The organism is Phyllobacterium calauticae, assembly GCF_019991125.1.
GTDB classification, from domain to species: Bacteria; Pseudomonadota; Alphaproteobacteria; order Rhizobiales; family Rhizobiaceae; genus Phyllobacterium; species Phyllobacterium calauticae.
Genome location: NZ_JAGENB010000002.1, coordinates 487,276 through 501,374 on the forward strand (window position 1 = coordinate 487,276; position 14,099 = coordinate 501,374).

General features: G+C 61.1%; 11 protein-coding genes. 4 read left to right on the forward strand and 7 right to left on the reverse strand.

Annotation, left to right across the window (positions count from 1 at the left end):
- Positions 1-2,004 carry a VWA domain-containing protein gene (locus J1W56_RS08280; RefSeq protein ID WP_223612828.1) on the forward strand — a complete coding sequence of 668 codons (2,004 nt, stop codon included), beginning with the start codon at positions 1-3 and terminating at the stop codon, positions 2,002-2,004.
- Positions 2,005-2,200: 196 nt separating this feature from the next.
- Here J1W56_RS08280 and bmt read toward each other — a convergent pair whose 3' ends face one another.
- Positions 2,201-3,214, reverse strand: coding sequence for a betaine--homocysteine S-methyltransferase (bmt, locus tag J1W56_RS08285; RefSeq protein ID WP_223612829.1), 1,014 nt, complete (start codon positions 3,212-3,214; stop codon positions 2,201-2,203).
- Positions 3,215-3,300: 86 nt separating this feature from the next.
- Positions 3,301-4,137 (reverse strand): helix-turn-helix domain-containing protein, encoded by an 837-nt coding sequence (locus J1W56_RS08290; RefSeq protein WP_223612830.1) that lies wholly within the window; start codon positions 4,135-4,137, stop codon positions 3,301-3,303.
- Between the two features lie 115 nt (positions 4,138-4,252).
- Between J1W56_RS08290 and J1W56_RS08295 the strand changes: the two genes are divergently transcribed.
- Both J1W56_RS08295 and J1W56_RS08300 read left to right on the forward strand, forming a co-directional pair.
- Entirely contained in the window at positions 4,253-5,287 is a 1,035-nt protein-coding gene (locus J1W56_RS08295; RefSeq protein ID WP_223613466.1) for a fatty acid desaturase, read from the forward strand.
- 9 nt (positions 5,288-5,296) lie between these two features.
- Positions 5,297-6,055 carry a phosphate/phosphite/phosphonate ABC transporter substrate-binding protein gene (locus J1W56_RS08300; RefSeq protein ID WP_223612831.1) on the forward strand — a complete coding sequence of 253 codons (759 nt, stop codon included), beginning with the start codon at positions 5,297-5,299 and terminating at the stop codon, positions 6,053-6,055.
- Positions 6,056-6,087: 32 nt separating this feature from the next.
- On the opposite strand, the gene J1W56_RS08305 is transcribed toward J1W56_RS08300, so the two are convergent.
- Together J1W56_RS08305 and J1W56_RS08310 are read right to left on the reverse strand one after the other, a co-directional pair.
- A complete protein-coding gene (locus J1W56_RS08305) occupies positions 6,088-8,664 on the reverse strand; it encodes a GcvT family protein (RefSeq protein WP_223612832.1) in 2,577 nt (858 codons plus the stop codon).
- 64 nt (positions 8,665-8,728) lie between these two features.
- A complete protein-coding gene (locus tag J1W56_RS08310) occupies positions 8,729-10,309 on the reverse strand; it encodes a trimethylamine methyltransferase family protein (protein WP_223612833.1) in 1,581 nt (526 codons plus the stop codon).
- A gap of 5 nt (positions 10,310-10,314) precedes the next feature.
- On the opposite strand from J1W56_RS08310, the gene J1W56_RS08315 reads away from it, so the two are divergent.
- Entirely contained in the window at positions 10,315-10,497 is a 183-nt protein-coding gene (locus J1W56_RS08315; RefSeq protein WP_223612834.1) for a hypothetical protein, read from the forward strand.
- 451 nt (positions 10,498-10,948) lie between these two features.
- Here the strand turns inward: J1W56_RS08315 and J1W56_RS08320 are convergent, their stop codons facing one another.
- From J1W56_RS08320 to J1W56_RS08330, 3 genes are all read right to left on the reverse strand, one after another.
- Positions 10,949-12,019 carry a quaternary amine ABC transporter ATP-binding protein gene (locus J1W56_RS08320; RefSeq protein WP_223612835.1) on the reverse strand — a complete coding sequence of 357 codons (1,071 nt, stop codon included), beginning with the start codon at positions 12,017-12,019 and terminating at the stop codon, positions 10,949-10,951.
- Positions 12,012-12,899 carry an ABC transporter permease gene (locus J1W56_RS08325; RefSeq protein WP_223612836.1) on the reverse strand — a complete coding sequence of 296 codons (888 nt, stop codon included), beginning with the start codon at positions 12,897-12,899 and terminating at the stop codon, positions 12,012-12,014. The genes J1W56_RS08320 and J1W56_RS08325 overlap by 8 nt, the downstream gene beginning before the upstream one ends.
- Before the next feature lie 116 nt (positions 12,900-13,015).
- Entirely contained in the window at positions 13,016-14,017 is a 1,002-nt protein-coding gene (locus J1W56_RS08330) for an ABC transporter substrate-binding protein (RefSeq protein ID WP_223612837.1), read from the reverse strand.
- Positions 14,018-14,099: the final 82 nt, after the last annotated feature.

The window sequence follows — 14,099 nt, forward strand, 5'->3', positions numbered from 1 at the left end:
ATGACCGACGATCAAGACCTGAACCAGCTCGGCCGCATGACGCCGCCGCCGCCCGCCGATGCAGCCAGGCGCGCCGCCATGCAGGCGGCCATGCGGGCGTTCGACGATGCCGATGCAAAAAAAACCGCAGTGCAGACCCAAGGAAGCGGATTCGTCCGGCGTCTCAGTTCCATCGCAACCCAATTGTGGAGTGAAACGATGGAAAAGAAATTGCTGCTGACGACATCGGCTCTCGGCGGCCTGCTGATCCTGCCGGTCGCGGGTTATATCTCCTGGACCATGATGCACGATCCGCGCATGCTGGCGGGGGATCAGCAGGCACCCGTCACGATAGAAGCGCCGCCGCCGCAGGTCGACGAGCCGAAACCCGTGCAGCCGCAACCCCTGCCAACGGTCGAACCGGCTGCACCGAGCCAGCCAGCCGTCAAGCAGGCGCCGCTTGCCAGGCAGATGGAGGCACTCAGCAGTTCGAAAACCGTCGGGCAGGCAAGTCCGGCCGCCGAAAAGCCGGTAGCGATGGCGCCCATGCCCGCGCCCGCCGTGGAAATGGCGCAGGACAGCATTGCCCCGCAGCTACCCTCTGGCGACCGGGTCCAGCGGTTCGACACCAATCCGGTCAAGCGCGTGGCCGATGATCCGGTGTCGACATTCTCGATCGATGTGGACACGGCATCCTACGCCATGGTGCGCCGCGCGCTGAAGGACGGTGCCTTGCCCGATCCCGACAGCGTGCGCGTCGAGGAGATGATCAATTATTTCCCCTATGACTGGAAAGGGCCGCAGAGCCGCGAGACGCCGTTCAACACCACGATCACCGTCACGCCGACCCCGTGGAACCAGAACACCAAGCTGATGCATATCGGCATCAAGGGCTATGACGTCGTCCCGGCGGAAAAGCCGCGCGCCAACCTGGTGTTCCTGATCGATGTCTCGGGATCGATGGACGAGCCGGACAAGCTGCCGCTGCTGAAATCCGCCTTCCACATGCTGGTGGGCAAGCTCGATCCCAAGGACAAGGTGTCCATCGTCACCTATGCGGGCAATGCCGGAACCGTGCTGGAACCGACGGAGGTAAAGGACAAGGCAAAAATCTTTGATGCATTGAACCGGCTGGAGGCGGGCGGGTCGACGGCGGGCGAAGCGGGTATCAAGGAGGCCTATCGCCTCGCCAAGGCCAATTTCGTCAAGGATGGCGTCAACCGCGTGATGCTGGCCACCGATGGCGATTTCAACGTCGGCCAGTCCAGCGACGATGAGCTGAAGACACTGATCGAGGACGAGCGCAAATCCGGGGTGTTCCTGTCGGTCTTCGGGTTCGGCGAGGGCAATTACAATGACCAGATGATGCAGGTCCTGGCGCAGAACGGCAACGGCACCGCCGCCTATATCGATACGCTGGCCGAAGCGGAGAAGACGCTGGTGCAGGAAGCAACCTCGACGCTGTTTCCGATTGCCAAGGATGTGAAAATCCAGGTCGAGTTCAATCCGGCTACCGTCGCGGAATACCGGCTGATCGGTTACGAAACCCGTGCCCTCAAGCGCGAGGATTTCAACAATGACCGCATCGATGCCGGTGAAATCGGCTCGGGGCATACGGTGACGGCCATTTACGAGATCACGCCGAAGAACAGTCCGGCGGTGCTGATCGACGACCTGCGCTACGCCAAGCCGAATGCAGCGGCTGCCGATGCGAAAGCGGAATCGGACGAATATGCGTTCTTCAAGATCCGCTACAAGCTGCCGAACGGGGATGTGAGCAAGCTGATCACGACGCCCGTGACCAAGGCCAATGAGGTTTCGGCAGCCGAATCGAACGATGTGCGGTTCTCCACGGCTGTTGCCGCCTTCGGTCAGAAGCTGCGCGGGACGGATAGCCTGGCGACCTACAGCTATGCCGATATCGCCAGCCTCGGCGCGGGGTCACGCGGCGATGACGCCTTCGGCTATCGCAGCGAGTTCCTGTCGCTGGTGCGGTTGGCCGATGCGCTGGAAGCTAAGAAATAGGTTTGTTGCATTGCCAAAAAGCAAATGGCCGGGATTTCCCGGCCATTTTTGTCATGTGTCTTGGGAGAGTTGCACAATCACCGTGCGTGGTTCGACAAGCTCACCATGAGGGAAGTGGTTTGATTGCAGCCCACAAGCTCCCTCATGGTGAGCTTGTCGAACCACGCACCACGACACGGCCTCAAATGGCCCGATTTCAGCCCCGGCGACCGCGGCGCTCGCGCTTGGGCAGGTCATCGGCATGGGCGGAAAGCTTGTTGCGCATCGGCCCGATGGTTTCGATGATGGTCTCTACCGTCGGCCTGATGCCGCTGACATGGCTGTCGAGCGCCTTGCGCATGGCAGCCAGATGCACGAACGAGGTGCCGCAGCAGCCGCCGATGATTTTTGCGCCGCCGTCAATTGCCATATGCGCATAATTGGCCATGAGCTCCGGCGTGCCGGAATAGAAAATCTCCGCGCCGCGGAATTCCGGAATGCCGCAATTGCCCTTGATGACGATGGTGGCCTGCGGATCGGCTTCCGACATGTCGAGCAGCGAAGCAAGAATATCCGAGGCGCCGACACCGCAATTGGCACCGACGGCGACAGGGCGCGCGGCAAGTCCATCGACGACGGCGTGAATATCCTTCGGCGGCAGGCCCATCATGGTCTTTCCCGCCGTATCGAACGAGCCGGTATAGACATAGGGCAGGCCGACCTTGACGGCCGCTTCTGCAGCGGCACGGATTTCACCGGGTGCGGACATGGTTTCGATCCAGGCCACATCGACGCCGCCGGCCTTCAGGCCTTCCAACTGTTCGGTGAAGGCGGCAACGGCGTCCTCTTCGGTCAGTGCGCCAAGCGGCACCAGCAGCTCGCCCGTCGGTCCGACCGATCCGGCGACAATCACCTTGCGCCCGGCCTTGTCGGCGATGGCGCGCGCGAGTTCGGCGGCCTTCTTGTTCAGCTCGAACACACGGTCCTGCGCGTGATGCAGTTTCAGGCGATGCCGCGTGCCGCCGAAGGAATTGGTGAGGATGATGTCAGCCCCGGCATCGACAAAGCCCTGATGCAGGGCAAGAATCTTTTCCGGCTGGGCTTCGTTCCACAGTTCCGGGGCTTCACCAGCCTCAAGACCCGATGCGAACAGGTTCGTGCCCGTCGCGCCATCAGCCAAAAGGACACCTTTTTCAGCAAGAAGTTCGGCAAGCGGATTGGCTGTGGTCATGGCGCGTTCCTATGGTGCTATTTAGATAACGATATAAGGAAGTCTTTATATGTGGTCAATCTTCATTTGCGACAAGTGCTGCCGCATCATTCGGCCTTGAGCGTGGAAATATAGGCGGCGACCTCGTGCGCGTTGATCTTTGCCACACGGATCAGCCCGTCGAAATGCCGCTGCATGGTCAAGACAGCTTCCGTGGTGTTGAGGACAAGATACATCTCGCCGACGAAGATCGCGGCGCGGTAGGGGCCGAAGACCGTGTAGGGCACGGAGAAGCGTTCGCGCCCGTCGAACAGATAGAGCCGGAAGGACGGGTAGAGCTCGTCGATCAGGACGCTCATCTGCTGCAGCTGTTCTTCCCGGATATCGCGGGACAGGTCGCCCCAGATGCCGCCGCCCTTGGCGAAATCGCGCAGGGTCTGGTAGGGCATGCACACTTCCATGTCCGTGCCGGGCTGGCGGTTGTAGTCCAGCCGGAACGCGGTTTCGGCGATCTGGGTGACGGGGTCGCGGTGCACCAGCGATGTCTCGTAGGCGATCACTGCCTGGGTGCGCAGAAGATCGGGAATGCGGGCCGGGACATAGCGGATCTTGCTGCCCGAGGCTTCCGCATGCCAGCGCACCAGCAGCGTCCGCTCAAAGCCGTCGACACCCTCCTCGATCTCCATGCTGGCGCGCAATTCGCCGATGATGCCCTCGTCCTGGCTGAGGCCCAGCAGCCAGTCCAGCGACACGGCATAACGTTCGGCAATGTTGAGCAGCGTTTCCACGCGCGGCAGGCGGGTGGACTGGCCGGACAGGAGCTGGGAGAGGGCGGAGCGGTCGATGCCGACCGCCGCTGCAAAGGATGACTGGTTGTCGCCGCTGCGGTTGAGCAGGCTCCTGATCCGCTCCTGAAACAGGCGTGACAGATCGCGTTTGTCCATTTTCCCGCTCCTTTGTTTACTGAGTACAACAAATGCAAGATTTGGTGCGCAAAATCAACGCTTTCTCACAATAATATCATTGCTGACAGTTTTGGACAGTGAGACCATGAAAATCATGGAATCAGAAGCACATACAGCAGAACCAACTGACAAAACCAGCCGGGAACGCAAACACCCCGGCATCGAATGGCCAACCATCGGCTTGATGCTCGTCTGCTACGGACTGTGGTTCGCAGCCGGAGCATACCTCTATCCCGCCATGCCGTTCGCGGCCCTGGCGCTGATGGCGGTGGCGGTGGCGTTTCACTCCTCGCTGCAGCACGAGGCCCTGCACGGACATCCCACACGCAGCGGCTGGCTGAACGAGCTTCTCGTCTCCCTGCCGCTCGGCCTGTTCTATCCCTATCGCCGCTACAAGCATCTGCACCTGAAGCACCATGCGGATGAACGGCTGACCGATCCCTATGACGATCCGGAGAGCTATTACCGGGCGCTGGGCGACTGGGATAAACTGCCGGGTGCTCTGAAAACCCTGCTGCGCTGGAACAATACGCTCATTGGCCGGGTTGTCATCGGGCCGGTCCTCATGGTGATAGGCTTTCTCATCAGCGAGGCCAGGCTGATTTCGGGCGGCGACCGCAAGGTCCGCAATGCCTGGTTGTCGCACGCTGCCGGGCTGGTCGTTCTGGTTGCGCTGTTGCTGGCGTTCGGCATTCCGCTCTGGCTCTATGCCGTGACAGCGGCCTATGCGGGGTTGTCGATCATCGCCATCCGCACCTATTGCGAGCATCAATGGTCCGAGCGTCCGGATGGCCGCACGATCATTGTCGAGAAATCGCCGCTGGCGCTGCTGTTCCTCAACAACAACCTGCATTTCGTTCATCACAAGCGGCCAACCGTTCCGTGGTACAGGCTGCCGAAGCTCTACAGCGAGCAGCGCGAAGAGTGGAAAGCCATGAATGGCGGCTATGTCTTCCGCAACTATTTCGAGATCCTGCGCGCCTATGCCTTCCGCAGCAAGGAAGAGGTCGCGCATCCGGTGCTAAGGCGCGAACCGGCAACGGCCCGGGCCTTCCATCCGCGCCGCCACGGCATTTCCCTGCAGGGCGGCACCAGCGTGCCTATTCCCGCCGAGCCTCCGACAGAGTAACATTCCCGCATGACCCCTATTGCAGCCTTGCCGATGTATGATTGGCCGGAACGCCGCGCCGAAGTGGATGCGCAGTGGCTTGTCCTGCGCGACAGGCTGCGGGCAACGGGATTCGACGCGCCGGATTACCTGACGCGGCGCAATGGCGACCTGCCGCCCGTTCCCGGCGGTATCCGCGATGCCTCGGGCGCGGTGATTGCACCCGATCCCGCGACACTGCCGCCCGATGAACTCGATCTGCCGACGCTGTGGCGCCATCCGGCGCTCCTGCTCGCCCAGACGTGCTGGGGGCCGATGGAGCTCGGCCTAGCCGCCCATGTGCATGTGGCGGGGCAGGACGACTATTCCGGCGTGGCGGGCGGCGACGAGGCGTTCTATTCCAGCGCGCTTGTCATGCGCCGGGGCGAGGGGCTGGCGGTTCCGGCACCGCGCGGCGGCGAACCGGTCCTGCCGGTGGATCGCCTGCGCGGCAAGCGTCTTGCCTTCAACAGTCCTGATTCCATGTCGGGCTATCTCGCCATCGAGCGCGACCTGGCGCTGCGGGGCGAGGGGTTCGACCTGTTCGCGCGGCTTGTCGAGACGGGCGGCCACCGCCTGTCCATCGAAGCGGTGGCGTCTGGCCGTGCCGATGTCGCCGCGATCGACTGCAAGTCGTGGGCGCTCGCCCAGCGCCATCATGAGGCCGCCAGTGCCCTCATCGTCGTGGGCTGGACGGGCAGGCGCAAGGGCCTGCCCTTTGTCTCGGCGTTTGAGGGTGTGGCTGTTTAGATCCACGCACCACAGATTCTGCAGCGATCCAGTCACCCGCGCATTTTGGCACCGGATGGATCGAAGGGCGGCTCGATGTTGATGCGGGCGGCGCGGCGAAGACCCAAAATCTCGACCTCGAACAGCCCGGCATTCTCGTTGTCGGCAAGCTCGGCGGGCACATAGCCCTGCGCCATGGAATGGCCGACATAATGGGCATAGCCACCCGACGTGACCCAGCCGACCACGCGCCATTCACCCTGCACCGCACCCTTGTCGCCCTCGAAGGACACGACTGCGCCAGCATCGTTGAAGCGCGGTGCGCCGATGCCATGCCCGGCCTCGACGACACCGTAATCCTTGCTGACCCTGGCCCAGATCGGCTCGTCGCCCATGACATCGGCAGCACCATTGCCATGCGGCACGTCGATGATCAGCGAGACCCGCCGCAGCTTCCTGCTGGTCCCGGCATCGAATTCGGCCTTTTCCTGCGCCGCGGCCTCGCGGCCGATGAAATCGTTCTTGCCAAGCTTGATGAAACGATCCATCGAGCCTTCATAAACGCCGTAGATCGGGCGCAGTTCGCGGAACCATGTCGGGAAATTCTTCTCAAGCCGCATGGAGAGCAGCGCACGCATGCCGAAATCGACGATGCCGAATTCTTCGCCCGCAGCCTTGATGGCGGCGTAGACCAGCCGCTGATAGGCCGGTTCCATCCAGATTTCGTAGCCGAGATCGCCGGTATAGGAAATGCGGTTGACCTTGCAGGGCGCGCCGCCGACCGCCATTTCGCGGAAATCCATGAACCGGAAGGCAGCGTTCGACACGTCCTCGTCGACAAGCCTGGCAAGGAGGTCGCGCGCTTTCGGTCCGGCGATGGACAGGCCGACCAGCGTCTGGTCGAAGCGGTGGATATGCACCGACCCGTCTTTCGGCTGGTGCCGCTGGAACCAGCGCATGTGATAGCGCTGGGCGGCTGACGAGCCCCAGATCAGAAAACGGTCTTCAGCAGCCTTGGCGATGGTGAAATCACCGATCAACTTGCCCTTCTCATTCAGCATGGGGGTGAGGACCAGCCGGCCGGCTTTCGGCATCGTGTTGGTCATCAGGCGCGACAGGAAGGCTTCCGCACCGCTGCCGGTGACTTCGTATTTGGCGAAATTGGCGATTTCGGTGACGCCGACCCGTTCACGCGTGGCGCGGACCTCATTGCCGATATGCTCGAAATCGTTGGAGCGGTGATAGGAAACGATATCTTTGGCCTCGGTACCCTTCGGCGCGAACCAGAGTGGGGTTTCAAGACCCCAGGAATCGCCCATGACGGCATTCTGGCGCAGCATCGTGTCATAGAGCGGCGTGGTCTGCTGCGGACGAGCAGCAGGCAGTTCCTCGTTAGGGAAGCGGATGGAGAAGCGGCGCGAATAGTTTTCACGCACCTTGGCGTTGGTATAGCGCAGGGTGGCCCATTCGCCGAAACGCGCGACATCCATGCCCCAGACGTCGAAACCGGGTTCGCCGTGCACCATCCAGTTGGAAAGGGCAAGGCCGACGCCGCCGCCCTGGCTGAACCCGGCCATGACGGCGCAGGCGGTCCAGTAATTGGTCAGGCCGGGAACGGGGCCGACGAGCGGATTGCCATCCGGCGCGAAGGTGAAGGGGCCATTGATGATCTGCTTGATGCCGGCCTTTTCGATGCCGGGGAAATGCTTGAAACCGACTTCGAGGGAAGGGGCGATGCGGTCGATATCCGGGGCCAGTAGTTCATGGCCGAAATCCCACGGCGTGTTGACCGGCGACCACGGCTTGGCCGCCTTCTCATAGGTGCCGAGCAGGATGCCGTTGCGTTCCTGCCGCGTATAAATCTCGCCCTTGAAATCCATGACGCCGATCAGTTCGCGTCCGGTCGACTGGTTGAACTCCATCACCTCAGGAACGTCTTCGGTCAGGAGATACATGTGCTCCATCGCCAGAACCGGCAGTTCGAGGCCGACCATGCGGCCGACTTCGCGCGCCCACAGGCCGCCGCAATTGACCACATGTTCGGCCTTCACGGTTCCCTGTTCGGTCACCACATTCCAGGTGCCGTCGACTTCCTGCGTCAGTTCGACGACGCGGTTGCGCAGGGAGATTTCAGCGCCCAGCTTGCGGGCGGCCTTGGCATAGGCGTGGGTGGTGCCGGATGGATCGAGGTGGCCTTCGACCGGATCCCACATGGCGCCGACGAAATTGGTTTCGTCCATCAGCGGGAACATGGCCTTGGCTTCGGAAGGGGTAATCAGCTCGGTATCCATGCCGAGATAGCGGCCCCGCGCATGGGCAAGGCGCAGGAAGTCCATGCGCTCGGGACTATCGGCCATCATCACGCCGCCGGTCAGGTGCAGGCCGCAGGACTGGCCGGAGAGTTCCTCGATTTCCTTGTAGAGGCTGACCGTATAGGCCTGCAGCTTGGCGACATTCGGATCACCGTTCAGCGTGTGGAAACCGCCTGCCGCGTGCCAGGACGATCCCGATGTCAGCTCCGAGCGTTCGATCAGCAGGACATCGGTCCAGCCGGCGCGGGCGAGATGGTAAAGGACCGAACATCCGACTACGCCGCCGCCAATGACAACTGCTTTAACGTGCGATTTCATTCACTTATGCCTCTTGTATGGAAATGTGATTCAACGTGTTGAGAGTTTGATTCCGGTGCAGCGGTCAGAAGTCTGTCGGCGCGCCGCCCTCGGCCTTGCGCCGGGCGACGAAGGCATTGATCTCTTCTTCGATGGCCGGGTCGATGGCGGGCTTCTCATAGGTAGCCAGCCGCTCCTTCCAGACCCGGTTGGCGCGCTCGATGGCCGTGGGCGAACCCGCCTCCTGCCACGTCTCGTAATTGCGCCAGTCGGAAATGATCGGGGCGTAGAAGGCCGTCTTGTAGCGCGACTGGGTGTGGGCGGTGCCGAAGAAATGGCCGCCGGGGCCGACATCGCGCATGGCTTCGATGCCGAGCGCATCGTCCGACAAATCGAGCGGGGTCAAAAATTCCGCTACCATCTGCAGCAGGTCGAAATCGAGGATCATCTTTTCATAGGAGCAGCACAGGCCACCCTCCAGCCAGCCGGCGGAATGCAGCATGAAATTGCCGCCGCCCTGGATCGCGCCCCACAGCGAGAAGACGGATTCATAGGCCGCCTGCGCATCGACCGTATTGGCGGCGCAGACATTGGAGGTGCGGTAGGGGATCTTGTAGCGGCGGGCAAGCTGGCCGCCGACCATCTGCGCCTTCATGTATTCCGGCGTGCCGAAGGCGGGCGCTCCGGATTTCATGTCAACATTGGAGGTGAAGCCGCCATAGCCGACCGGCGCACCCTTCCTGACCATCTGGGTGAAGGAGATGCCGGCGAGCGCTTCGGCATTCTGCTGCACCAGCGCCCCGGCGATGGTCACCGGCGCCATGGCGCCCGCCAGCGTGAACGGCGTGACGATGACGATCTGGCCGTTGCCCGACATATGGATGATGCCTTCCATCATCGGCACGTCGAGCTTCAGCGGCGAATTGGTGTTGATGATGGTGTAGCAGGAGGCCTCGTTCTGCAGCTGCTCCTGGCTGATGCCGCGGGCAAGACGGGCGATCTCGATACCATCCAGATTGCGCTCCTTGCCGAGCGAATAGATATGGAATGCCTTATCGGACAGGGTGGAGAGATCGCGGATGCATTCGAGGTGGCGCACCGAGGGATGGATGTCGATCGGCTCGACGGGATAACCGCCCGTGGTGTTGATGATGTTGTGCATCTGCGCCAGTTTGACGAAGTTGCGGAAATCCGCCTGGTTGCCGGAGCGACGACCATTGTCCGTATCGGAGCAATTGGGCGCCGAACCCATCTGCGCGAAAATCAGGTTGTTGCCGCCGAAGCGCACATTGTGCGCGGGATTGCGGGCATGCAGGGTGAATTCCGACGGCGCATAGCCGACATATTCAAGAATCATGTCCTTGTCGAAATGCACGCGCTGCGAGCCGGGGCGCACATCGGCGCCAGCTGTCTTCATGATCTCGCGTGCGCCGTCATGCAGCACGTCGACGCCGATCTCCTGCAACACGCGCAGCGAGGCATTGTGGATCGATTCCAGCTCGTCGTCGGAAATGATCTTGGTCGGCGTGAACGGGATTTTCAGCTGCCGGAACGGCGGCTGGTCGAAGGCACCGCTTTCAACGCTGCGGGGGCGGGAGCGTCCGCCACGCCGGCCATGATCGCGTGCCGTTGCGGGGATTTCGATGTCTGCTGCCGGTTCACTCATTGCTCATGCCCTTCACTTGCGATGGTGCCACTATCGCCAGAGACGGGGCAATCGTGCGCGGCCTGAGCGACGCCGAGCGCAAGGGAAGCGACATGGGTGGCGGACGGGTGAAATGGGTAGAAAAGGGCACGCGCCTGCGCAGTCCGTTTGTTCCCGTTGCCACGCCCGCTGTCGCGTCTGGCTGTTGAAGGAGGGAAAGACGGGCGGTCCCTGGAACGCGGGTCTTGGGGTATGTGGTATGCAATGCTTGCGATCCTGGGGACCACCCACTCCGGCGTTTTTGAGGGTTTTGCCCAATGCGCAACCATTGAGCCAAACCTCCCCGGCCGCACAGGTTTTCCTCCCTGTGAAGCCGAAGCGCCGATCCTTTCCCGACTTGCGAAGGTTTCCGGAAGCATTCCCGCCGGAAAGGACAGGGATGAGAATATCTCGGCTTGGGACGTGGTGGATAAGTTTCAGCCCAATTACTTTTCACCCCCCTCTGTCCTGCCGGACATCTCCCCCACAAGGGGGGAGATCAGCTGTCATGATTGTTCAAGCCAATTTCCAACATTGCAGAATAAGCAGAGCCGCTAATGCCAATGTGATCTCCCCCCTTGTGGGGGAGATGGGCGGCAGCCCAGAGGGGGGTGGGAACGCCTACTCCGCCGCCTGATGGGTCAGATGGCTGATGGGGGTGACCATCGCCTGGATCAGGTTGTTCATACTGATGACGCCGAGCGGTTTGCCGGCCTCATCAACAACCGTTGCGTGCTGCTGGTTGGCGTCGGTCATGGTCTTGGCCGCTTCCTCGAGGATCGTTCCGGTCTTGACCGTCACGCCGCCCGCATTGGCCGAACCGTCACCCTTGGTCGAGATGGTGTCGACCATGATCACCCGGCCGCGGTTCACTTCCTTGACGAAGCTCGAGATATATTCGTCCGCCGGTTTCAGGACGATATCCTGTCCGGTTCCCTGCTGCACCACCTCGCCGTCGCGCAGGATGGCGATCCGGTCGCCGAGCCGCAGCGCTTCATCGAGATCGTGGGTGATGAACACCACAGTCTTCTTGATTTCCTTCTGCAGGTCGAGCAGCACGGACTGCATGTCCATGCGGATCAGCGGATCCAGGGCGGAAAAGGCTTCGTCCATCAACAGGATCGGCGCGTCATTGGTCAGCGCACGGGCAAGACCCACACGCTGCTGCATGCCGCCCGAAAGCTGATTGGGATAATTCTCCTCAAAGCCTTTCAGGCCGACGCGTTCGATCCAGCGGCGGGCCTGTTCTTCCTGCTTTGCCCGGCTCAGGCCCTGGATTTCCAGGCCATAGACCGTGTTGTCGAGCACCGTGCGGTGGGGAAGCAGCGCAAACTTCTGGAAAACCATCGCTGTTTTGTGGCGGCGAAACTCGCGCAGGTCGTTCTGGTTCATCTTGCACACATCGGCGTTGCCGATGATGACCTCGCCGACCGTCGGATCGATCAGCCGGTTGATGTGGCGGATCAGCGTCGATTTGCCCGAACCCGAGAGGCCCATGACCACCTGGATGCAGCCGGCGGGCATATCGATATTGATATCGCGCAGGCCGAGCACGTGGTTGTATTTTTCGTTGAGCTCGGTCTTGGTCATGCCCTTCTTGACGGCATCGACGTAAGCTCCCGGTTTCTGGCCGAAAATCTTGTAGAGATTCTTGATCTGGATACCGGCGCCCTGAACGGAACGATCAGCCATGAACCACCTCCTGGTGCTTTTGAAGGCGCATGCCATAGGCCTGGCTGACGCGGTCAAAAATGATGGCAATGCCGACAATGGCAAGACCGTTGAAAAGTCCGAGCGAGAAGAACTGGCCGTTGACCGAACGCAGAACGGGCTGGCCGAGGCCCTGGACGCCGATCATCGAGGCAATGACCACCATGGCGAGCGCCATCATGATCGTCTGGTTGATGCCGGCCATGATCGTGGGCAGGGCGAGGGGGATCTGCACGTTCTTCAGGCGTTGCCAGCTGGATGAGCCGAAGGCATCGGCCGCCTCGAGCACATCCTTGTCGACGAGCCGGATGCCGAGATTGGTCAGGCGGATCATCGGCGGAATGGCGTAGATCACCACGGCGATGAGGCCGGGCACCTTGCCGATGCCGAGCAGCATGACCACGGGAATGAGGTAGACGAAGCTCGGCATGGTCTGCATGACGTCAAGGATGGGGTTGACGATGCGCTGGAAACCGTCGGAACGGGCCATGATGATGCCGATGGGAATGCCGACGACGACCGAAACGACGGTGCCGACGAAAATCATCGCGATGGTCTTCATCGCATCGCTCCACATGTCGAAGTAACCGATCAGGAGCAGGGTGATGACCGTTCCGGCCACGATCTTCCAGTTGCGGCTGGCGAGCCACGCAATGCCGGCGATCAGCAGGACCATGATCGGCCAGGGCGTCGTCGTCATGAATTTTTCGGCCTGGATCAGGAAGTATTGCAGCGGCTGGAAAAATGACTCGATCACATCGCCGTAACTGCGGGTGAAGGCCTTGAAGCCCTCATCCATGGTTTTTTTCAAATTGCGGAGTGTCTCGTCATTCATTTTCGGGAATGAGTAGAACCAATCCATATGGTGCGTCCCCTTCTTTGTGGGTCATCAAATGACCATCGCGACCGGACGCGGCAACGTTCGGCCCATTCGGGATGGTGCGATGCGGCGAAGAAGATCTCCGCCGCATCCATCGGTTACTTGACCGCGGCCTTGATCTTTTCAGCGGCTTCCGGAGAAACCCACTTCGACCACGTGGCTTCGTTGTTCTTCAGGTAATACTTGGCACCGTCTTCGCCGGTTGCCTGATTGTCGACCATCCAGGCGAGGAGCTTGTTGGCTTCCTCGTTGGAAATCTGGCGCTTCTTCAGGTACTCGAAGGCCGGACCCGCAGCGTCAGCAAATTTCTTGGTGACGATCGTGTAGATGTCCGCCTTCGGCCAGCCGTTCGGCTTCGGATCGGGGCAATCGGCAACGACGTTGCAGCGCTTCCATTCCTTTTCTTCCCACGGCACGCCATTGTCGAGCTTGACCATGGGGTACTTGCCGAGAATGGCCGTCGGACCCCAGTAATAACCGAGCCAGGCTTCCTTGCGCTCATAGGCCTTGGCAATCGAGCCATCGAGACCTGCGGCCGATCCCGTATCGACGAGGGTAAAGCCGTGTTTCTCGGCTTCATAGGCCTTGAAGAAATTGCCGGTGGTGATCTGGCACGCCCAGCCCGACGGGCAGTTGAACACGGCGCCCTTCTTGGGGTCTTCCGGCGCAGGGAAGAGTTCGGGGTGCTTCATGGCATCGGCGATCGTCTTGATATCCGGATGCGCATCGGCAAAGTACTTGGGTACCCACCAGCTTTCCGTACCGCCTTCGGTGATGGCAGGCGCGGCATAGACCAGCTTGCCTTCCTTGACCGCCTTGTCCAGCGGTTCCTTGACGGCGTTGAGCCAGCCTTCCGGTGCGATATCAGGCTGTCCCTTTTCGATCATCGACGTGAAGGTTGGAACCGTATCGCCTGCGACCAGTTCGGCATCGCAGCCATAGCCTACACTGAGTATAAGCTTGTCGAGATTAGCCAGCGCTTCCGCTGACTGCCAGTTCATGTTGGCGATGGTGACGGACCCGCACCCCGCCGCCGAAGCAGCTCCGGCAAAGCCGAAAAGCCCTGCGGCCAGTAAAGTTGAAGCAAGCAGCTTCTTCATCAGTTTTGTCTCCCACTCGTTTTGACAGTTCACCCGGTACGAATCTTAACTTGGTACTGCCTTACCCAGTCGTTCGCTTGTG